This window comes from Halopseudomonas sabulinigri, from assembly GCF_900105255.1.
GTDB classification, from domain to species: domain Bacteria; phylum Pseudomonadota; class Gammaproteobacteria; order Pseudomonadales; family Pseudomonadaceae; genus Halopseudomonas; species Halopseudomonas sabulinigri.
Window position 1 is genome coordinate 3,566,824 of record NZ_LT629763.1, and the last position, 21,228, is coordinate 3,588,051.

At 58.2% G+C, this 21,228-nt stretch carries 19 protein-coding genes; 14 read left to right on the top strand and 5 right to left on the bottom strand.

Annotation, left to right across the window (positions count from 1 at the left end):
* Nucleotides 1-3 precede the first annotated feature (3 nt).
* The 4 genes from murA (at nucleotide 4) to hisC (ending at nucleotide 4,435) form a co-directional block, all read left to right on the top strand.
* Entirely contained in the window at nucleotides 4-1,284 is a 1,281-nt protein-coding gene (gene murA / locus BLU26_RS16230; RefSeq protein ID WP_092287896.1) for a UDP-N-acetylglucosamine 1-carboxyvinyltransferase, read from the top strand.
* Nucleotides 1,281-1,922: an ATP phosphoribosyltransferase gene (gene hisG, locus BLU26_RS16235; protein WP_092287897.1), complete on the top strand. Its 642-nt coding sequence runs from the start codon at nucleotides 1,281-1,283 to the stop codon at nucleotides 1,920-1,922. The genes murA and hisG overlap by 4 nt, the downstream gene beginning before the upstream one ends.
* A 39-nt stretch (nucleotides 1,923-1,961) precedes the next feature.
* Nucleotides 1,962-3,272 carry a histidinol dehydrogenase gene (gene hisD, locus BLU26_RS16240; protein ID WP_092287898.1) on the top strand — a complete coding sequence of 437 codons (1,311 nt, stop codon included), beginning with the start codon at nucleotides 1,962-1,964 and terminating at the stop codon, nucleotides 3,270-3,272.
* A gap of 107 nt (nucleotides 3,273-3,379) precedes the next feature.
* On the top strand, nucleotides 3,380-4,435 hold the full coding sequence (gene hisC / locus BLU26_RS16245; protein WP_092287899.1) for a histidinol-phosphate transaminase: 1,056 nt from the start codon (nucleotides 3,380-3,382) through the stop codon (nucleotides 4,433-4,435).
* A gap of 6 nt (nucleotides 4,436-4,441) precedes the next feature.
* Here the strand turns inward: hisC and BLU26_RS16250 are convergent, their stop codons facing one another.
* On the bottom strand, nucleotides 4,442-5,581 hold the full coding sequence (locus BLU26_RS16250; protein WP_092287900.1) for a S1C family serine protease: 1,140 nt from the start codon (nucleotides 5,579-5,581) through the stop codon (nucleotides 4,442-4,444).
* A 307-nt stretch (nucleotides 5,582-5,888) separates the two neighbouring features.
* Here BLU26_RS16250 and BLU26_RS16255 point away from each other — a divergent pair, with 307 nt between their 5' ends.
* The 4 genes from BLU26_RS16255 (at nucleotide 5,889) to tadA (ending at nucleotide 10,285) form a co-directional block, all read left to right on the top strand.
* Nucleotides 5,889-6,647 carry a Nif3-like dinuclear metal center hexameric protein gene (locus BLU26_RS16255; RefSeq protein ID WP_092287901.1) on the top strand — a complete coding sequence of 253 codons (759 nt, stop codon included), beginning with the start codon at nucleotides 5,889-5,891 and terminating at the stop codon, nucleotides 6,645-6,647.
* Nucleotides 6,648-6,811: 164 nt separating this feature from the next.
* Nucleotides 6,812-7,717: a sulfate adenylyltransferase subunit CysD gene (gene cysD / locus BLU26_RS16260; RefSeq protein ID WP_092287902.1), complete on the top strand. Its 906-nt coding sequence runs from the start codon at nucleotides 6,812-6,814 to the stop codon at nucleotides 7,715-7,717.
* Nucleotides 7,718-7,872: 155 nt separating this feature from the next.
* Nucleotides 7,873-9,780 carry a sulfate adenylyltransferase subunit CysN gene (gene cysN / locus BLU26_RS16265; protein WP_092287903.1) on the top strand — a complete coding sequence of 636 codons (1,908 nt, stop codon included), beginning with the start codon at nucleotides 7,873-7,875 and terminating at the stop codon, nucleotides 9,778-9,780.
* 13 nt (nucleotides 9,781-9,793) lie between these two features.
* Nucleotides 9,794-10,285: a tRNA adenosine(34) deaminase TadA gene (gene tadA, locus BLU26_RS16270; RefSeq protein ID WP_092287904.1), complete on the top strand. Its 492-nt coding sequence runs from the start codon at nucleotides 9,794-9,796 to the stop codon at nucleotides 10,283-10,285.
* Between the two features lie 119 nt (nucleotides 10,286-10,404).
* Here tadA and mltF read toward each other — a convergent pair whose 3' ends face one another.
* A complete protein-coding gene (gene mltF, locus BLU26_RS16275) occupies nucleotides 10,405-11,847 on the bottom strand; it encodes a membrane-bound lytic murein transglycosylase MltF (RefSeq protein WP_092288532.1) in 1,443 nt (480 codons plus the stop codon).
* Between the two features lie 167 nt (nucleotides 11,848-12,014).
* Here mltF and purL point away from each other — a divergent pair, with 167 nt between their 5' ends.
* Nucleotides 12,015-15,911 (top strand): phosphoribosylformylglycinamidine synthase, encoded by a 3,897-nt coding sequence (purL, locus tag BLU26_RS16280; RefSeq protein WP_092288533.1) that lies wholly within the window; start codon nucleotides 12,015-12,017, stop codon nucleotides 15,909-15,911.
* A gap of 286 nt (nucleotides 15,912-16,197) precedes the next feature.
* Here purL and BLU26_RS16285 read toward each other — a convergent pair whose 3' ends face one another.
* Nucleotides 16,198-17,163 carry an integron integrase gene (locus tag BLU26_RS16285; RefSeq protein ID WP_092287905.1) on the bottom strand — a complete coding sequence of 322 codons (966 nt, stop codon included), beginning with the start codon at nucleotides 17,161-17,163 and terminating at the stop codon, nucleotides 16,198-16,200.
* A 229-nt stretch (nucleotides 17,164-17,392) separates the two neighbouring features.
* Between BLU26_RS16285 and BLU26_RS18610 the strand changes: the two genes are divergently transcribed.
* A complete protein-coding gene (locus tag BLU26_RS18610) occupies nucleotides 17,393-17,671 on the top strand; it encodes a hypothetical protein (RefSeq protein WP_157719387.1) in 279 nt (92 codons plus the stop codon).
* A gap of 133 nt (nucleotides 17,672-17,804) precedes the next feature.
* Here BLU26_RS18610 and BLU26_RS18615 read toward each other — a convergent pair whose 3' ends face one another.
* Nucleotides 17,805-17,957 carry a hypothetical protein gene (locus BLU26_RS18615; RefSeq protein WP_157719388.1) on the bottom strand — a complete coding sequence of 51 codons (153 nt, stop codon included), beginning with the start codon at nucleotides 17,955-17,957 and terminating at the stop codon, nucleotides 17,805-17,807.
* Between the two features lie 301 nt (nucleotides 17,958-18,258).
* Between BLU26_RS18615 and BLU26_RS16295 the strand changes: the two genes are divergently transcribed.
* The 4 genes from BLU26_RS16295 (at nucleotide 18,259) to BLU26_RS16310 (ending at nucleotide 20,174) form a co-directional block, all read left to right on the top strand.
* Entirely contained in the window at nucleotides 18,259-18,837 is a 579-nt protein-coding gene (locus BLU26_RS16295; protein WP_092287907.1) for a hypothetical protein, read from the top strand.
* 121 nt (nucleotides 18,838-18,958) lie between these two features.
* Entirely contained in the window at nucleotides 18,959-19,276 is a 318-nt protein-coding gene (locus BLU26_RS16300; RefSeq protein ID WP_092287908.1) for a hypothetical protein, read from the top strand.
* Between the two features lie 157 nt (nucleotides 19,277-19,433).
* Nucleotides 19,434-19,775 (top strand): DUF2185 domain-containing protein, encoded by a 342-nt coding sequence (locus BLU26_RS16305; protein ID WP_092288534.1) that lies wholly within the window; start codon nucleotides 19,434-19,436, stop codon nucleotides 19,773-19,775.
* A gap of 3 nt (nucleotides 19,776-19,778) precedes the next feature.
* Nucleotides 19,779-20,174 carry a hypothetical protein gene (locus tag BLU26_RS16310; RefSeq protein WP_157719389.1) on the top strand — a complete coding sequence of 132 codons (396 nt, stop codon included), beginning with the start codon at nucleotides 19,779-19,781 and terminating at the stop codon, nucleotides 20,172-20,174.
* Nucleotides 20,175-20,262: 88 nt separating this feature from the next.
* Here BLU26_RS16310 and BLU26_RS16315 read toward each other — a convergent pair whose 3' ends face one another.
* Nucleotides 20,263-21,216 carry an IS110 family RNA-guided transposase gene (locus BLU26_RS16315; protein WP_092283079.1) on the bottom strand — a complete coding sequence of 318 codons (954 nt, stop codon included), beginning with the start codon at nucleotides 21,214-21,216 and terminating at the stop codon, nucleotides 20,263-20,265.
* Between the last annotated feature and the right edge of the window lie 12 nt (nucleotides 21,217-21,228).

Below are 21,228 nucleotides of genomic sequence, written 5' to 3' on the forward strand. Positions count from 1 at the left end.
CGTATGGACAAGCTGATCATCACCGGCGGCAACCGCCTGGATGGGGAAATTCGTATTTCCGGAGCCAAGAACTCCGCCCTGCCGATCCTGGCTGCCACGCTGCTGGCGGATGAGGCGGTCACCATCTGCAACCTGCCGCACCTGCACGACATCACGACCATGATTGAGCTGTTTGGCCGCATGGGCGTGCAGCCGGTAGTGGATGAAAAGCTCAATGTCGAGGTGAACCCCACCAGCATTACGACGCTGGTTGCACCCTACGAGCTGGTGAAAACCATGCGCGCCTCTATCCTGGTACTGGGCCCGATGGTGGCGCATTTCGGCAAGGCCGAAGTAGCCCTGCCGGGCGGCTGTGCAATTGGCTCGCGTCCGGTGGATCTGCACATTCGCGGCCTTGAAGCGATGGGCGCGACCATTACTGTCGACGGTGGCTACATCAAGGCAGAGGCGCCGCCTGGCGGCTTGCGTGGTGCGCATTTCTTCTTCGATACCGTCTCGGTAACCGGTACCGAGAATATCCTCATGGCGGCGACGCTGGCCAAGGGTAAAACTGTTCTCGAAAACGCCGCGCGCGAGCCTGAGGTGGTGGATCTGGCTGAATGTCTGATCGCCATGGGCGCGCAAATTTCCGGGCACGGGACTGCTACCATCACGGTGCATGGTGTTGAGCGTCTGCACGGTGCGCGTTACTCGGTCATGCCTGATCGTATTGAAACCGGGACCTACCTGGTCGCGGCTGCAGCGACCCGTGGCCGCATCAAAGTGAAGGATACCGATGCGTCCATTCTCGAGTCTGTGCTGCTCAAGCTGGAAGAGGCGGGCGCCTATATCGATACCGGCAAGAACTGGATCGAGCTGGATATGAAGGGTAACCGCCCGCGTGCTATCAACCTGCGCACGGCGCCGTACCCGGCCTTCCCGACCGACATGCAGGCACAGTTTGTCGCCATGAATACCGTGGCTGAAGGCACCGGTACGGTAATCGAAACCGTGTTTGAAAACCGCTTTATGCACGTGCAGGAAATGAACCGCATGGGCGCGCACATTCTGGTCGAAGGCAATACTGCCGTGGTGACCGGGGTGGAGCAGCTCAAGGGTGCGCCGGTCATGGCCACCGACCTGCGCGCCTCCGCCAGCCTGGTGATTGCCGGCCTGGTGGCCGAAGGCGATACCATGGTGGACCGCATCTACCACATTGATCGCGGCTACGAATGCATTGAAGAAAAACTGCAGGCCCTTGGCGGTATCATTCGCCGGGTGCCGGCATCACGAGAGTTGTCATGAGCCAGAGTTTGACCATTGCGCTGTCCAAGGGGCGCATCCTCGACGATACCCTGCCGCTGTTGAAAGAGGCCGGTATCGAGCCGCTGGAAGATCTGGAGAAAAGCCGCAAGTTGATTTTCTCCACCTCCGATCCGGACGTGCGTCTGCTGATCGTGCGGGCCACTGATGTGCCGACCTATGTCGAGCATGGTGCAGCTGACCTTGGTGTTGCCGGCAAGGACGTACTCATGGAGTACGGCAGCCAGGGCCTGTATGAGCCGCTGGATCTGAAGATCGCCATCTGCAAGCTGATGACTGCAGGCCCGGTCAACACCCCAGAGCCCAGTGGTCGCCTGAAAGTCGCCACCAAGTTCGTCAATGTAGCACGTCGTTACTATGCCGAGCAGGGCCGTCAGGTCGATGTGATCAAGCTTTACGGCTCCATGGAATTGGCGCCGCTGGTGGGTTTGGCTGACAAGATCATTGACGTTGTCGACACCGGCAACACGCTGCGGGCCAACGGCCTGGAGCCGCAGGAGATGATCGCCGACATCAGCTCGCGGCTGATCGTCAACAAGGCATCGATGAAAATGAAGCACGCACGCATCAAGGCGCTGATTGATTTGCTGGCCGCTGCCGTAGAGCGTCACGCCAGTTAGTATCCGTTTATTCCTATACCATTGTCGAAGGTACCCCTTATGAGCACGCCGCTGAAAATCGCCCGTCTGAACGCCAATCAGAGCGATTTTGCGCAGCATCTGGACGCGTTGCTGGCCTGGGAAGGGGTCTCCGACAAGGCGGTCAATGACCGTGTTGAAGAAATTATTGCCGCTGTGCGCAAGCGTGGCGATGCGGCGCTAGTGGAATACACCGGCCGTTTCGATGGCCTGCAGGTCAGCAGCATGGCCGACCTGATTCTGGATCGCGCGCGTCTGGAGCAAGCCCTGGAGCGTATTACCGCCGAGCAGCGCGAAGCGCTGGCGGTTGCCGCCGAACGGGTCAAGCGCTACCACGAGCACCAGCGCCAAGAGTCGTGGCGTTATACCGAGGCCGACGGCACCGTGCTGGGCCAACAGATCACTCCGCTGGATCGTGCCGGCCTTTATGTGCCGGGTGGCAAGGCGTCTTACCCCTCATCGGTACTGATGAACGCGATCCCGGCCAAGGTGGCCGGCGTGCCCGAGGTGGTGATGGTGGTGCCCACGCCGCGCGGTGAAATCAACGAGCTGGTGCTGGCGGCAGCCTGCCTGGCCGGTGTTGACCGAGTGTTCACCGTGGGTGGTGCGCAGGCTGTCGCCGCGCTGGCGTACGGCACTGAATCCATACCGCGGGTAGACAAGATTGTTGGCCCCGGCAATATCTATGTGGCTACGGCCAAGCGTGCGGTATTTGGGCAGGTGGGTATCGACATGATCGCCGGCCCCTCCGAAATTCTGGTGGTGTGTGACGGTCAGACCGATCCGGACTGGATCGCCATGGATCTGTTCTCCCAGGCCGAGCACGATGAAGATGCGCAATCCATCCTGCTCTCGCCCGACGCCGACTTCCTGGACGCCGTGGAAGCCAGCCTCAATCGGTTGCTGGGTGAGCTGGAGCGCGAATCGATCGTGCGCGTCTCGCTGGAAAATCGTGCTGCGCTGATCAAGGTAGATGATCTGGCCCAGGCCTGCGAGCTGACCAACCGTATTGCGCCGGAGCACCTTGAGCTGTCGGTCGCAGACCCTGATGCGCTGTTGCCGCTGATTCGGCACGCCGGCGCAATCTTCATGGGGCGCTACACCCCGGAAGCGCTGGGCGACTACTGTGCTGGCCCCAACCACGTGTTGCCCACCTCGGGCACTGCGCGTTTTTCATCGCCGCTCGGCGTGTATGATTTTCAGAAGCGCTCCTCGGTGATCTTCTGTTCACCCGAAGGCGCCTCCGAGTTGGGCAAGACTGCTTCTGTACTGGCACGGGGCGAAAGCCTGACCGCCCACGCGCGCAGCGCGGAATACCGAATTAAGAACTAGCGGCAAGCTTCAAGCTGCAAGCGAAAGCCGAGCTGTGCAGGCTCGGCCCGCCGGGGTTGGCTTGAAGCTTGCGGCTTGCCGCTTCTAGCTGAATCGAGGATTGCCCTGTGAGTCGTTTCTGGAGCCCCTTCGTCAAGGATCTGGTGCCCTATGTGCCGGGTGAGCAGCCGAAGGTTGAAAACCTGATCAAACTGAACACCAACGAAAACCCCTACGGCCCCTCGCCCAAGGTGGTTGAGGCTATTCAGCGTGAGCTGAATGACAGCCTGCGTCTGTATCCGGCGCCCAACGCCGATGCGCTGAAAGCCGAGATTGCCGAATATTACGGCGTCAGCAGCGCCCAGGTGTTTGTCGGCAACGGCTCGGATGAGGTGTTGGCGCATATCTTCCATGGCCTGTTTCAGCATGACTTGCCCGTGCTATACCCGGATATCACCTACAGCTTTTACCCGGTGTACTGTGGCCTATACGGCATAGAGGCAGCGCCGCAGCCGCTGGACGACGATTTCTGTCTGTCGCCTGCCGATTACCGCCAGGCCAACGGCGGCATTATCTTTCCCAATCCCAACGCCCCCACTGGCGTAGGTCTGCCGCTCGCCGAGGTCGAGGCGATAGTGCAGGGAAGCCCGGATTCGGTGGTGGTGGTGGATGAAGCCTATGTTGATTTTGGTGGCGAAACGGCCATTGCCCTGGTCGATCGCTACCCGAACCTGCTGGTCACCCAGACCTTGTCCAAGTCGCGTTCGCTGGCGGGGCTGCGGGTAGGGTTCGCGGTGGGGCATGCTGATTTGATCGAGGCGCTGGAGCGCATCAAGAACAGTTTCAACTCCTATCCGCTGGATCGCCTGGCGATAGCGGGCGCGGTGGCAGCCATGCAGGATCAGCAGTGGTTTGATCACACCCGCAACGCAGTTATCGATAGCCGTGATCGGCTCAGTGCTGCCTTGCTTGAGCTGGGCTTTGAAGTGCTGCCGTCGCAGGCCAACTTCGTCTTTGCCCGCCACGCGCAGCGCGACGCTGCCGAGCTGGCGCAGGGGCTACGCGAGCAGAAGGTGATAGTGCGGCACTTCAAGCTGCCGCGCATCGATCAGTTCCTGCGGATCACCATTGGCACCGAAGCGCAGAACCAGGCGCTGCTGGCAGCGCTCAAGGCTATCCTGTAGCCCGTCTCAGCTGGCAGCGCGGAAGCTGGGACGCACGCCCACTTCTGCGCTGAAGCTGATCTCTTCGCCGTTACGCAGTACATTCAGCTTGATACGCTCGCCCGGCTTGGCGCGGGCCACCTGGTTCATCGCCTGGCGGCCGCTGGTAGCGGGCTTGTCGTCAATCCGCAGGATCACGTCGCCCGGCAACAGGCCGGCGTTCCAGGCCGGACCGTTGCGATACAGGCTGGCGACCACGATCCCCTGACTGATATCCAGCCCAAAGGATTCGGCCAGCTCCGGCGTCATCGGTTGCACCTCGACCCCCAGCCAGCCACGAATCACTCGGCCGTGCTGGATAATCGCCTGCATCACCTCGACCGCCAGCTTGGCGGGGATGGCAAAGCCAATACCCTGTGCTGAGCCTGACTGGGAGAAGATCGCCGTGTTGATGCCGATCAGATTGCCTTGGGCGTCCACCAGTGCGCCGCCGGAGTTACCCTGGTTGATCGCCGCGTCGGTCTGGATGAAGTCTTCATAGGTATTGAGCCCCAGCTGGTTGCGGCCGGTGGCGCTGATGATCCCCATGGTGACGGTCTGCCCCAACCCAAAGGGGTTGCCGATGGCCATGACGACGTCACCAATGCGCTGTTGGTCGCGCGAGTCGATAGTCACCGCGGGCAGATTGGGTAGGTCGATCTTGAGTACCGCCAGATCCGTTTCTGGGTCGGTGCCGATCAATCTGGCCAGGGCTTCGCGGCCATCCTGCAACGCCACCAGAATCTCGTCGGAGCCGGCGATCACGTGGTTATTGGTCAGCAGGTAGCCATCGGAGTTGAGGATCACCGCGGAGCCCAGACTGGATTGACGGCGCTCGGGGTTCGGCAGCGAATCGGCGTAGTCACGCACGCTCGGGTTATCAAAGTTCTGATTGGTGCGTGAGGCCGTCTGCTTGCTGGTGTAGATGTTGACGACGGCGGGCGCCGCGCGCTCGACGCCGGCCGAGTAGGAGACCAGCCCCATGTCGGAACGGGTTTCGGATACCTCACGCAGCACGATATCGTGCGCTGGCAGGCCCAGCCACTGGGGGAACTGCTGAATGATCACCAGAGCCAGCAGCACCCCGCAAACCACTGGCCAGCCCATACTGCGCAAGAGATTCTTCATCAAACCCTGTCCTGACGTGTTTTGAGCGCTAGGGGGCACTCTGGTGCCGGGCTGCGCTCGATCTGTACTGTCTGGCAGGTGGCATGAAAAACGATCTGCGCTGCCAATATGCTGTTGAATCTGGCTATCTCGTCCGGCCTGTTGCATCCGGTTGTGGCGAGGTCGCGGCGGCTGCTCAGCATCCTCGCTTGCGTGGCCCGCATTATAAGGGTTAACCACAGATTATGCAGGCGTCATCTGCCTCTTGTTGTAAGTATGCCCCACAGGCCGGAAAATGGCGGCTTGATCTGTATAGGAGGAACGCTGCATGGTGGATCGCAACACTCTGGTGGGCTACTGCAACAAGCTGCTCGTTACCGACGCCTTTCACGATTACTGTCCCAATGGGCTGCAAGTTGAAGGTGCACAACAGGTGCAGCGCATTGTTACCGGCGTGACTGCCAGTCAGGATCTGCTGGATGCGGCAGTCGCGGCACAGGCCGATTTGCTGCTGGTGCACCACGGTTACTTCTGGAAGGGTGAACCTGCAGCGATTACCGGCATCAAGCAGCGGCGGCTGAAGACGCTGCTGACCAATGACCTGAATCTGCTTGCCTATCACTTGCCGTTGGACGTGCACCCCGAGCTGGGTAACAACGTGCAACTGGCCAAATTGTTGGGTTGGCAGATCACCGGGCCGCTGGAAGTCGGTAATCCGCGCTCGGTGGGCCTGCAGGGCGAACTGCCGGCAGCGCAGTCAGGCGAGCAGCTGGCGCAGGCATTGGCGTCGGCGCTGGGGCGTGAGCCGCTGTTTATCGCCGGTCATCAGCGGCCGGTCAAACGCATTGCCTGGTGCACTGGCGCAGCGCAGGGTTACATCGACAAAGCGATAGGACTGGGTGTGGATGCCTTTGTTACGGGCGAGGTGTCGGAGCCCACGGTGCATGCCGCGCGCGAGAACGGGATCAACTTCTACGCTGCCGGTCACCACGCCACCGAGCGTTATGGCGTGCAGGCGCTGGGTGAGCATCTGGCGCAGCAGTTTAGTGTAGAACACCGTTTTATCGATATGGATAACCCGGTATGAGGCGAATCCAGCGCCGCATTTAGGCCCGGATAAACCATCCTCCGGGCTATATCTTTATAACTTATAGGTATTGGTTCTGCGCTTATTAGAATCACGGCACTTTGTTACAATGCCTGCCAAATTTGTACCAGGGACTTCATTCCCCCGTTCAACGTGAGTACACCATGCTGGAAAAATTGACCCATCTGAAGCAACTGGAAGCGGAAAGCATTCACATCATTCGTGAAGTGGCGGCCGAGTTCCAGAACCCGGTCATGCTCTATTCGATCGGTAAAGACTCCGCTGTAATGCTGCATCTGGCGCGCAAGGCTTTCTACCCGGGCCGCCTGCCTTTCCCTGTGCTGCACGTGGACACCGGCTGGAAATTCCAGGCCATGTACGAGTTCCGCGAGAAGATGGTCAAGGAAATGGACCTTGATCTGTTGGTCCACCAGAACCCCGAAGGCGTGGCGCAGGGCATTAATCCCTTCACCCATGGCAGCGCGGTTCACACCGACGTGATGAAGACCCAGGGCCTGAAGCAGGCGCTCGACAAGTATGGCTTCGATGCCGCCTTTGGCGGTGCGCGCCGCGACGAGGAAAAGTCCCGCGCCAAGGAGCGCGTCTACTCCTTCCGTGACAAGCACCACCGCTGGGATCCGAAAAACCAGCGTCCCGAGCTGTGGAATGTCTACAACGGCAAGGTACACAAGGGCGAAAGCATTCGCGTGTTCCCGCTGTCCAACTGGACCGAGCTGGACATCTGGCAATACATCTATCTGGAAAGCATCCCGATTGTGCCGTTGTACTTTGCTGCCGAGCGTCCGGTGGTGGAGCGTAATGGCTCGCTGATCATGGTCGACGACGACCGCATGCCACTGGAGCCCGGTGAAACGCCGGAAATGAAACAGGTGCGCTTCCGTACCCTGGGCTGCTACCCGCTGACCGGTGCGGTTGAATCTACCGCCGCCAGCCTGCCGGAGATCATTCAGGAAATGCTGCTGACGCGTACTTCCGAACGCCAGGGCCGGGTTATCGACCACGACCAAGCCGGTTCGATGGAAGAGAAGAAGCGCCAGGGCTACTTCTAAGCTGTGTCCGGCCGCACGCGGCGGAGCAGTGAACAGACAGGCCGGTGAGTGCAGGCAGTTGCCAGCGCACCGATCAACCCGAAACGGGTTGCGCCACACGAATTATTTTATGGATGCAGGCAAGAGCGTGATGCCTGCAGCTTGGAGCTAGCACAATGAGTCACCAGTCGGATTTGATCAGTCAGGACATCCTGGCCTACCTGTCCCAGCATGAGCGCAAGGAATTGCTGCGCTTTCTCACCTGCGGCAACGTGGATGACGGCAAGAGCACCTTGATTGGCCGTCTGCTGCACGACTCCAAGATGATCTATGAAGATCACATGGAAGCCATTACCCGTGACTCCAAGAAGTCCGGCACTACTGGTGAAGAGGTGGACCTGGCGCTGCTGGTCGATGGTCTGCAGGCCGAGCGTGAGCAGGGCATCACCATTGATGTGGCTTACCGTTATTTCTCCACGGCCAAGCGCAAGTTCATCATCGCCGATACCCCCGGCCATGAGCAGTACACGCGCAACATGGCGACCGGCGCGTCCACCTGCGATCTGGCCATCATTCTGATTGACGCACGTTACGGCGTGCAGACCCAGACCAAGCGCCACAGCTTCATTGCCTCACTGCTGGGCATCAAGCACATCGTGGTCGCGGTCAACAAGATGGACCTGAAAGACTTTGATCAGGGCGTCTTTGACAGCATCTGCAACGACTACCGCGAGTTCGCCAAGGGCCTGGAACTGCTCGACGGCAACAGCGTGCACTTTGTGCCCATGTCGGCGCTCAAGGGCGACAACGTGGTCAACCGTAGCGAGCGCAGCCCCTGGTACACAGGTCAGACTCTGATGGAGATTCTGGAAACTGTCGAGATTGCTGCTGATCGCAACCTGACCGACCTGCGTTTCCCGGTGCAGCTGGTGACCCGCCCGAACCTGAACTTCCGCGGCTTTGCCGGTACCATCGCCTCCGGTGTGGTGCACAAGGGTGACGAGTTGGTCGTGCTGCCCTCGGGCAAGCGCAGCCAGGTCAAGTCCATCGTCACCTTTGATGGCGAGCTGGAAGTGGCTGGCCCCGGCCAGGCGGTAACCCTGACGCTGGAAGACGAAATCGACATATCCCGCGGCGACGTGCTGTGCCACGCCGACAACCGCCCACTGATCGGTGATCAGTTCGAAGCTACCTTGGTGTGGATGGCCGAGCAGCCGATGCAGCCCGGTCGCAAGTACGACATCAAGCGTGCCACCAGCAACAGCCCTGGCTCCTTCACCCGTATTCAGCACCGCATCGATGTAAATACGCTGGAAGAGCAGAGCGCGGCGCAACTGGCGCTCAACGAGATTGGCCGCGTCGAGCTGTCGCTGGAGCGCCCGATCGCCTATGACGATTACCAGAGCAATCACACCTCCGGTGCGTTCATTGTTATCGACCGCATGACCAATGGCACCGTGGGTGCCGGCATGATCGTTGCCAAAGGCGTGCAGAGCCACAGCGAGGGTACCAGCCAGCACGGTGCATTTGCGCACGTGACAGCGCGCGAGCGTGCCGAGCGCTTCGGTCAGGACCCGGTCACCGTGCTGTTCACCGGTCTCTCGGGCTCTGGCAAGAGCAGTATCGCCTACGCGCTGGAGCGCAAGCTGTTTGATGCTGGTCGCGCCTGCTACGTGCTGGATGGCAAGGAGCTGCGTCAGGATCTGAGCAAGGGCCTGCCGATGGACGCCGCCGGCCGTGCGGAGAACCTGCACAAGGGCGCACGCATCGCTCGCCAGATGAACGATGCAGGTCTGATCGCCATTGGCGCCTTTGTGGCACCGACCGAAGAAAGCCGTGCGACGGCGCGCTACATTCTGGGCGAACGCTGCCTGATGGTGTATCTGGATACGCCGATGGATGTCTGCCAGTCGCGCGATCCGTCCGGTATCTATGCCGCCAATGTGGAAGGCACCATCCCTGGTGTTTCCTTCCCCTACGAAGCGCCGGAAGATGCCGACCTGGTCCTCAACACCGCCGAGCTGGACCTCACCGGCTGTGTCGAGAAGGTGGTTGGCCTGTTGCGTGAACGCAAGCTGATCTGATGCGGGCACAGCCATGACGCCAGCGGATATCGATTTCATGCGACTGGCGCTGGCTGAGGCGCAGCGCGCCGCCGAGCTGGGAGAAGTCCCGGTCGGCGCCGTGCTGGTGCGCAATGGTGAGGTGATCGGTCGGGGCTTCAATCAGCCGATCAGCAGCCAGGACCCCAGCGCCCACGCTGAAATGGTCGCCATCCGTCAGGCCGCTGCGGCCGCAGAGAACTACCGTCTGCCTGGCACCACTCTGTACGTCACCCTTGAACCCTGCACCATGTGCGCCGGACTGCTGATTCACAGCCGCATCGGTCGCCTGGTCTATGGTGCGCAGGAGCCGCGCTCCGGCGCTGTCATCAGCCGCAGTCAGGTGCTGGAACAAAGCTGGATGAATCACCGCATGCAGGTAGAAGGTGGGGTGTTGGCGCAGGAGGCTGGGGAGCTGCTGTCATCCTTTTTTCGCCAACGGCGCAAGAAGGATGACAGCAGCTCAGCCATGAGCGGCAAGCTTTAAACCGCAGGCCGCAAGCGGACGAAAACCGAAAAGCACGTCCTGTCTGTATTGTCTTGCCGCTTGACGCTTGACGCTTGACGCTTGCTGCTTGTCGCTGGCGGAATGGAGCGCCTGCGGCGCTAAATCCCGTCAGGCAACTGCTCGAGAATCCCCGGCGCCAAGTACTGCTCAGTTGCCTGTTGGCGTGATTCCGATTGCGGCTGGGTTACCCACTGCAGAATGTCGTGATAACGGCGAATGTTCTGTACGTAGTGCACGGGTTCTGAACCGCGTGCGTAGCCGTAGCGGGTCTGGGTGTACCACTGTTTTTTCTGCAGCAGCGGCAAAAAGTCCTTTACGTCGATCCAGCGGTTCGGGTCGCGACCATTCTTTTCGGTCAGCTTGCGCGCATCGTCCAGGTGTCCCAGTCCCACGTTGTAGGCCGCCAGAGCGAACCAGGTACGATCCGGTTCGGGAATGTCGGTAGACAGCTGATCGCGCACCCAGACCAGATAACGTGCGCCACCCATGATGCTCTGCTGTGGGTCCACGCGGTTGGTGACACCGACAAATTTGGCTGTGGGCAAGGTCAGCATCATCAGGCCGCGCACGCCTGTGGCGGAACGCGCGGTCTCATCCCAGAGTGATTCCTGATACGCCATGGCGGCCAGCAGTCGCCAGTCCAGGCCGTATTGCTCCCCCGCCTGGCGCAAAAAGGTTTCATAGCGCGGCAGTCGGGACTGCATGTGTTCAGCGAAGGCGCGCGCGCCCACATAATCGAGCACATCAGAGTGGCCATAAAAACGTTCGATCAACTGATCCAGCGTGCCATCGGATTTGATATCGGCAAAGAATCCGTTGATGGCCTCCAGCAGGGTACTGTCGGGGCGCTGTTTCAGGGCCCAGGCCATGGGTTGCTCCTCGCCCAGGTTGAAGGCCACGCTCACGGCAGGGTAAAAGGCCTGGTTCACCACCAGCTCGTTGGAGTAGACCACCGCGGCATCGATCTCATCGTCGTTGACCATGCGCAGCAGATCGACCACTTCAACGCTGTCGGACTCCTCGAAGATCAGCTCTGGGTGGTCGTTTTGCAGCGCGCGCAATTCATCGGCCAAGGTGCTGCCCTTGAGCACCATCAAGCGGCGGCCGTACAGGTCTTCAATGCGGCGCGGCTTGCTGCTGCCCCGGCGATAAACCACCTGTGGGGTGACTTGCAGATAAGGCGTGGCGAAGCGTATCTGCGCCTCGCGCTCGGGGTTGACGGTGAGACCGGCCGCCGCCAGATCCGGGCCCTGTTCGCTGCCAAGCTGCTGGTACAGGCTCTCGACCGTATCGGCGCTCTGCATCTGCAGCTCCACGCCCAGGCTGTCGGCGAAGCGCTTGCTCAGCTCGTATTCCAGGCCGGTATCGCCGTTGCGGTCCTGATAAAAGGTGGTTGGCGTGTTGCGGGTAATGACGCGCAGCTCTCCGGCCTCCCGGATATCTTCCAGTTGGGTGCTTTGTTCACAGGCCGTCAGTAGCGCTGCGCACAGGGCGACTGCCAGAGCCGGGGAATAACGTTTGCGGGCCGTTTTTTGTTGCATGGCGCCAGTATAGGCAAAAGCGCAGCGGCACAATAGCGCGACCTTCAGCCTGCTTTGACCGATTCTGCGCGCAGTGCAGTTGCGCCCGGCATGGCCCGTTGGCGCGGCTTGAGGTATCCTATGCGCCTTCTTTTTCCCATTTCCGCATCTCCGAGGCCGTTACCGACATGCATATCCTGCGTGGAGCCCCAGCCCTTTCCGATTTTCGTCGCAGCAAGCTGCTCGCCCGCCTGCAAAACCGCGTCGCCGCCGTCACCGGGGTGTATGCCGAATTCATGCATTTTGCCGAGTTGAGCGCCGAGCTGGACGGGCAATCCCAGCAGGTACTGGAGCGACTGTTGCGCTACGGCCCCTCGGTCGCGGTAGAAGAGCCCGCCGGCGAGTTGGTGTTGGTAATGCCGCGTTTCGGCACTATTTCACCCTGGTCAAGCAAGGCCACAGACATTGCCCGCAACTGTGGCTTGGATCAGGTGGCTCGGCTGGAGCGCGGCGTGGCCTATTACGTCACGGGTGAGTTTGACGCGGCGCAGCGTCAGCAGCTGGTCGCCGAGCTGCACGACCGCATGACCGAAGTGGCGCTGGATGACCTGGAGGCCGCCGCCGGTCTGTTCGAGCATACCCAGCCCAAACCATTCAGCCGCGTCGACGTGCTGGCCGGTGGTCGCGCTGCCCTGGTAGAGGCCAACAACAGCCTGGGCCTGGCGCTGGCCGATGACGAGATCGACTATCTGGTCGACAGCTTTACCGCCCTGGAGCGCAACCCCAGCGACGTTGAGCTGATGATGTTTGCCCAGGCCAACTCCGAGCATTGCCGCCACAAGATCTTCAATGCGACCTGGGATATCGACGGCCAGGCGCAGGACAAGAGCCTATTCGGCATGATCAAGAACACCTACGAACTGCACAGCGAAGGGGTGCTTTCGGCCTACAAAGACAACGCCGCGGTGATTGAAGGCTTTACCGCCGGCCGCTTCTTCCCGGCCCCTGGCAGCAACGAGTACCGTGCCCATGAAGAGCCGGTGCACATTCTGATGAAGGTCGAGACGCATAATCACCCGACCGCGATTGCCCCCTTCCCGGGTGCCTCTACTGGCTCCGGCGGCGAGATTCGTGACGAGGGCGCCACCGGTATCGGCGGCAAGCCCAAGGCCGGTCTGACCGGTTTCACCGTTTCCAACCTGCGCATTCCCGGTTTTACCCAGCCCTGGGAAGAAGACAACGGCAAGCCGACGCGTATTGTCACGCCGCTGCAGATCATGATCGAAGGCCCGCTGGGCGGCGCGGCGTTCAACAATGAATTTGGCCGGCCGAACCTGAACGGTTACTTCCGCACCTTCGAGCAGACCATTGCCTCGCCCCGTGGGCCGGAAACCCGTGGCTACCACAAGCCGATCATGCTGGCCGGCGGCATGGGCAACATCCGCGCGACCCACGTAGAGAAATCCGAAATTCCAGTCGGCGCCAAGCTGATCGTGCTGGGCGGCCCGGCCATGCTGATCGGCCTGGGTGGCGGCGCCGCCTCTTCCATGGCCACCGGCAGCAGCGCCGAAGACCTGGATTTTGCCTCGGTACAGCGCGAGAACCCGGAAATGGAACGCCGTTGCCAGGAAGTTATCGACCGCTGCTGGCAGCTGGGCGACAAGAACCCCATCGCCTTTATTCACGATGTGGGCGCGGGCGGGTTGTCCAACGCCTTCCCTGAGCTGGTCAACGATGGCGGCCGTGGCGGTCGCTTCGAGCTGCGTAAGGTCCCCAACGACGAGCCCGGCATGAGCCCGCTGGAAATCTGGTCGAACGAGTCGCAAGAGCGTTACGTGATGGCCGTGCCCAACGCCGATTACGAGCGCTTCGAAGCCATCTGCCAGCGCGAGCGTTGCCCCTTCGCCGTGGTTGGCGAAGCCACCGAAGAGCAGCTGCTGGTGCTCAACGACGAGCACTTCGATAACCAGCCGGTCGACATGCCGCTCTCGGTCTTGCTCGGCAAGCCACCGCGCATGCACCGCAGCGTCGAGCGCGAAGCCGAGCAGGGCGATGACTTTGACGCCAGCGCGGTTGATCTGGCCGAAGCCGCCGAGCGCGTACTGCGCTTGCCGGCGGTCGCCAGCAAGAGCTTCCTGATCACCATTGGTGACCGCAGCATTACCGGTCTGGTCGCACGCGACCAGATGGTCGGCCCTTGGCAGGTGCCGGTTGCCGATTGCGCAGTCACCGCCACCAGTTTTGATGTGAATACCGGTGAAGCCATGGCGATGGGCGAGCGTACACCGCTGGCCCTGCTGGACGCCCCGGCCTCTGGCCGCATGGCCGTGGCAGAAACCGTGACCAACCTGGCCGCCGCGCGCATTGATCGTCTGTCTGACATCAAGCTGTCGGCCAACTGGATGTCCGCCGCCGGCCATCCCGGCGAAGATGCCCGCCTGTACGACACCGTCAAGGCCGTCGGTATGGAGCTGTGCCCCGAGCTGGGCATTACCATCCCGGTCGGCAAGGACTCCATGTCGATGAAAACCCGCTGGGACGATGCCGGCACCGAGAAGTCGGTGACCTCACCGCTGTCGCTGGTGGTGACCGGTTTTGCCCCGGTTCAGGATGTACGCGCCACCCTCACGCCGCAGCTGCGGCTGGATCATGGCCCCACTGACCTGATCGCCATCGATCTGGGTCGTGGTCAGAATCGCATGGGCGGTTCCGCCCTGGCGCAGGTGTACAACAAGATTGGCCAAGGCGTGCCTGATCTGGATGATGCTGAAGACCTCAAGGCCTTCTTCGCGGTCATTCAGGGGCTGAACCAGGATGAGCTGCTGCTGGCCTACCACGACCGGTCCGACGGTGGCCTGTTTACTACCCTGGCGGAAATGGCCTTTGCCGCCCGCTGCGGTCTGAGCATCAACCTGGACGTGCTCACGCAGGACGCCACTAGCCTGCCCGCCGTGTTGTTCAGCGAAGAGCTGGGTGCCGTGATTCAGGTCGCCCAGGACGATACTGCCGATGTGCTGAGCCAGTTCTCCGCCGCCGGGCTGGAAGACTGCTGCGCCGTGATCGGCCAGCCGACCGCCGATCCGGCGATCGTCTTCCAACTGGCTGGCAACACCGTGCTGGAACATTCGCGCGCCGCCTGGCAGCGCGCCTGGACCGAGACCAGCTGGCAGATTCAGCGCCTGCGCGACAACGTCGAATGCGCCGACCAGGAGTTTGAAGCCATCGCCGACGACGCCAACCCTGGCCTGCAGGCGCTGCTCAGCTTTGATGTGAATGAAGACGTAGCCGCGCCGCTGATCGCCTCGGGCAACCGCCCGCGCATCGCCATCCTGCGCGAGCAGGGCGTTAACGGTCAGGTAGAAATGGCCGCCGCCTTCAACCGTGCTGGCTTCACCGCCATCGACGTCCACATGAGCGATATACTTAGTGGCCGCGTGACGCTGGAGGGCTTCCGCGGCCTGGTGGCCTGCGGTGGCTTCTCCTACGGCGACGTACTGGGCGCCGGCGAAGGCTGGGCCAAGTCGATCCTGTTCAACACCATCGCCCGTGAAGCCTTCAGCGAGTTTTTTGCTCGCACTGATACCTTCGCCCTGGGCGTGTGCAACGGCTGCCAGATGCTCTCCAACCTGCGTGAGTTGATCCCAGGCAGTGATCACTGGCCGCACTTTGTGCGCAACAAGTCCGAACAGTTCGAGGCGCGCGTCGCCATGGTTGAGGTGCAACCTTCGCCGTCGATCTTCCTCAACGGCATGGTCGGTTCACGCATGCCGATTGCTATCGCACACGGTGAAGGCCACGCCGAGTTCGCTGACAGCGCCGCCGTGGATGCCTGTGAAGCCGCCAACGCCGTCGCCCTGCGTTACGTCGATAACCGCGGGCGTATGACCGAACGTTACCCCGCTAACCCCAACGGCTCGCCGCGCGGCATTACCGGCCTGACTACCCGCGACGGTCGCGTCACCATCATGATGCCGCACCCCGAGCGGGTGTTCCGCGCTGTGCAAAACTCCTGGTGCCCCGATGATTGGAGCGAGGACGGTGCCTGGATGCGTATGTTCCGCAATGCCCGGGTCTGGGTGGGCTAGGCCCGCGCGATTCAGCAACCCACAATCCCGGCACTCGCCGGGATTGTGCTTTCTGGCCCCTATACTTTTAGAAGCTCGCGCTGAAACGCCCGCCTTGAAAAAGCCCTTGGACAAAAAAGCCCGACCTGAATTACTCTCGGCCCAAGCAAAGGAATTGCAGTTACCCCGCCTCTCAGATGGTTCTCAACCACCGTCACGGCAAGGACAGCCCGCATTCCTTTCTCCCAAAGCTGGTCCAATTTGTCCGTGGATAGGGCAGGGCGGTAGCGTGCTTGTTTACTTGCAGCTAACCCAGCGGGCTCTGCACACCGGCAAAGGCATTACCAAGGACATGGGTATAAATCTGCGTGGTACGTACATCGGTATGCCCCAGCAGCGTCTGCACCGTGCGAATATCACTGCCCCTGCGCAGGAGTTCCGTGGCAAAGGTGTGGCGAAAGGTATGGCAACTGGCAGGCTTACCAATCGCTGCCGCGCGCACTGCGCGCCTCACCACCTTTTGCACTGCGCTAACATGCAAGTGGTGCCGAACGATGTTGCCCTCATCGTCTGCGCACAACCCCGTGGCAGGAAACAGCCACTGCCACTCCAGCGACCGTGCCGCGCTGGGGTATTTGCGGCGCAGCGCGTAAGGCAGGCTGGCGTCGCACTTGTAGAACGCATCTTTCTCGCTCCAGGCACGCCGGATGCGAGCACGACGCTCTCGCAGGGGTTCAATCAGCGACGCCGGCAGCAGCGTGTTACGGTCCTTATCTCCCTTGCCGCTGCGCACCGTGATGATCTGACGGTCAAAATCAATATCTTTCACTCGCAGCCTGCAGGCCTCGACAACACGCAGCCCCGAGCCGTACATCAGCGAAGCAATCAGTTTATGAGGTTCAGGCAGCAGCCCAATGATTTGGGTTGCTTCACTGTGCGTCAGCACTGTCGGGATGCGCGCAGGGCGTTTGGCTCGCACAGTGTCGCCAATATCGCCCAGCGGATGATCCAGCACCTTGCTGTAGAGAAACACCAAAGCATTGAGCGCCTGATTCTGCGTAGCAGCGGCCACATGCCGGCTGACCGCCAGCCAGGTCAGAAATTCGTTGACTTCATTGGGCCCCATTTCCAGCGGATGACGCATGCGGTGGTAGCGCAGGAAATAGCGTATCCAGTACCAGTAAGTCTTTTCGGTACGAATGCTGTAATGATTGACCTTGATGACGTTACGAAACTGTTCGCGCAAGCGCGGTTTGGGGGCTGGGGTCTCCATGCGGCGTCCTTGCTGTATGTTTGTACAGTATTATTGAGAGCAGAAAAAGAGGAAGTCAAGCGATTACAGCTTGCTGACTGCGTTGATCGCATAAGCCGTTGTTTTTGTTTGGTAATTTGAACCTTTGGAAATCGGCGTAGTGCGTTGATATGAAGACGGCACTAATATGCAATCATGAAGCCGGCTTTCCACTTAACTGTTAGCTTCAATTGAGTAAATTGAGAGAATAATGATTTTTCAGACTAGCGTCGAGTTGGATATAGATGGCAAAAATGTGCATGTAATCTTCGATATGGATACTGGGATGATTGGATTTACTGAAATATCTGATAGTGGCAGAAAAGAATATAGTTACCAATCAGGGCTGCCAGAATTCAAAATTGCATTCGCCAAGTTAATGGAAAGTGTGGCGAGCACAAGCCATCAAAGTAATGTATTAATATGCCGTAAAGGCAAAGCAGCGCAACTGCTTCAAGGGTATTGGTCGGATGTTGCACCAAAAAGCTAACAAGGCAAATCAGCCTCAGTCGCTTCGCTCCTTGGACAGTCTTGCCGTCGCTCGTTTTGTGCTTGGCTTCGCCATTATTGCACAAAACAATCAACAACAAGCCTGCCGCTGTTTTCGGCGTTATGCAGACTAATCAAATGCGATGCGAAATATGCGATTCAGCGAAACCATTGTCGTGGAGGGAGTACTTTAAGACTTCGCTCGGCTCAACTGCCTGCTCGAACTGCGGCACCAGGCTGAAGCTAAAGCGCCAGAAAAAATACTGGATGTGGGTCTGTATATTCATGTTGTGCCTCCTCCCGGTGGCGGGAGTTTTCATTAACTTTGCTATCTATATAGCAATGAACCATCCGGACGTGTTTCGCAGCCGTCTCTTCAAGTATGCGTTTCCAACGATCTGCGGCTTAACAGTATTTCTAACCTATATCTCTCTGGACAAGTATTTCTTATCTAAATGGGGTGTCATGAGTGCCAAGGCTGCATAACCAGCGGCACCACAGTGACCGCTTCTCCGCCGCTTCGCGGCTACAAATCGGCACGTATGCCGAGCGTTAGCTAACCTCTCGGAGCAATGGAAATCCCAGGAAATGGAAAAGAAAACTAAAAAAGTCAAAGTTACACGTATGGTTTCTGAGCATGGATTTCTAGGATCTATTGCAATTAACCAACTTAATAAAGGGAAAGAAGAAGAGGACGGTTTTCGCTTCCGCTGGCTTATACCATCAATGGTATTCTCGGCATTTAGAATTGAAGCACTTTGCAACCTCTATGGAAGTCAGCTTTTCACTCATTGGGATCATTTTGAATCAATGTCATTTATTGGAAAAGTCACGCTGATTTCAGAGTTTTTAAAAATGGACGTCGATTATTCGAGTGAACCATGGCAAACGTTGAAGAAAATTGGGCAGTTTAGAAATGCCTTAGCCCACGCAAAACCATTGAAGGCTTCAGAAACAACTGAGCTTCCCGAAGATGCTCCAAATCACTTAGCGTTCTACCCGACGTCAAATAAAACAATAACCTCATACTCTTCGGTGGAGGCTGCTGAGAAATTTCAGGAGGTAGCGACCAATTTAGAAATGATGTGGTTACATCAATCGAATCTTCAAGGTTATGACATTGACACAGCAGGAAGACCGGAATATGAAATCCATAAAAATAGCTAACAATGTGCTCAATTTGACCTCCACTGCGGCACTTGTTTTGCGGTTTATCGCTACGCTACCGCAAAATAAGTGCCTCCGTTTCGGCAAATTAGCACGGCGTTAGCGTTAAAGGAGCAACACCGTGAAACGACCACTTTACGACCACATTTGGACCAAAATAATTGAGCGCAACTCACTGGCCGAAGGCGTTCTTGAGCAAAAAATCAAAGAGCACGAAGAAATCTTCACTGCAATTGAAAGAGCTGAGGGTAAAGATGCGGCTAGAAATGTTATGGATGACGGTCTAATTGGCCATTGTTTAGCACGCTGCTTAGAACACCTGAACGGAAGTGGCTCTGTTACTGAAAAGGACTATTACGTTTTCTATGGCTACGCATCAAAAGCAGCTAAAGAGTCCGAGAAAATAATCGACAAAGAGCTTTCACACCTGAGCCTTTAACGCTAACAACTGGTTCAAGTCGTTCGCTTCGCTCACTCGGGACCGGCATAGCCGGCCCCTTAACCAAACGTTAGAGATATTTATGCAGTTCATTCTTCTCACCCTGGCGGTATTTTGCTGCCTGATAGAACCGGCAGCAGCTGGGGAGCCAATCGCAATGGATAAGAGCTACAAGCTCGACTCGCACCAGATAATGCCGCTCGCTCAGGGCCACGGCGCTTGTATCGCTTCGGACCGAATTATAGTAGAGGGACTTCCTGTGAGGTTTATGTATAGGGAAGAACCAGACCACTCAGAGGATAGCGGCTGGCGGTTCTTATCAGGTGCAGAGTCGGACGAGTATATGGCTGACGGTAGAAACCACGGGGCCTATGATGTGAACACTATCGCCAACTATGATCGAAGCATCATCCCATATCTCAAATCGCCAGTCGGAAGTGTGTTCGAAAAGGTGCCCGGTGAAACAGAGTTCAAAGCCGTCACGGACTGGCAGCCCTAACAAGTGAGTCAAGTTCGTTCCGGCCCTTTTGGGCCTCCACCGGACGGTCTTGTCAGGCCGCCGCTTACGAAAGCGTTAGGCATACAGAAGATGGATAGCTCCACGATGGATTTCTACTCGGGCTTAGTCACTGATTTGAAGAAAAGTGCGGTAGCAGAACTTTTCAACAATAAAGGATGGACTTGTAGAAAATGCGCCTGGGACGACTATGAGCTGAAAAATGAATTTTCAGATTTCGTGATTGAAGGTAATGATGAAATACTGATGAATGGAATCATAAATAAGTATGATGAAAGCATGTCCAAAATTATTGAAGTATTAGAGTCCAATTATATTCAGTATTCTATCGAAGTGTATGGTGACGATGGTGCTTTACTTAGGTTCTATGAGAATAGTTAAAATTCTCTTAATGGTAGAGCGTCCCGGTAATATCATACATAAATGTAGACCAATGCCTAACAAGTGACTGTGGTGTCAACGTCCCAAATCAGGCTGTTTTTTCACGCCACGGCTCTTGATTCTTAACCATGGTGTTGAGCATCACGATCATCTTTCGCATGCAGGCAATGAGGGCGACTTTTGGTAACTTTCCTTGGGCTTTCAGGCGTTCATAGAACTGCTTGAATACCGGGTTGCATTGGATGGCTGACATCATCGCCATGAACATCACTGTTCGCACTCTATGACGACCGCCACGGATCCGACGCTTGCCCGTCAGTCTGCCGCTATCGCGATTGATGGGTGCCACGCCAACCAGGGCTGCGATCTCTCGCCGGTTAAGCTTGCCTAACTCAGGAAGCTCGCTCAGTAGCGTAAACGCCATGACTTTGCCAACGCCTGGCACGCTGGTCAGGATGTCTGTTTTGCTTCGCCAATGATCAACCTTGGCGACTTCATGCTCGATCTGCTTGGTGATGGTTTTGATCTGGGTCTGGAGCGTTTTGAGTAGACTATTGATGGAGCTGTGAAGTGTTTTTGGCAGTATTTGCAGGCGGTTTTTTTCCATGGTGGACATTTCCATGAGCTGGCTGCGCCTCGCCAATAGGTCTTTGATTTTTTGAGATGTTTTATCCGGTATGGGCTTGAATTCTGGCTTCAGCGTAGCAGCATATTTGGCAATGACCTGAGCGTCGATGCGGTCAGTTTTTGCCAACACACCGATAGCTTGGGCATAGCGCCGCACACTGATCGGATTGACCACAATGATGGGCAGCCCAGCCTGACTGATGGCTCGAACCAATGCATGTTCGTAGCGGCCTGTTGCTTCTACAACGATCCGCTCAATGGCGTAGCCCTTGAGTATCTTCACAAGCTCTCGGATATGAGTGGTGCTGTTCGGGATGGTAAAAGACTGGCCGGACGGATGAAGGGCGATATCGAGGTTAGCTTTACCGACGTCGACACCGATGTTGATCAGGGTTTGGTTTTCTGGAGTGTTCATAATAAGCTGACT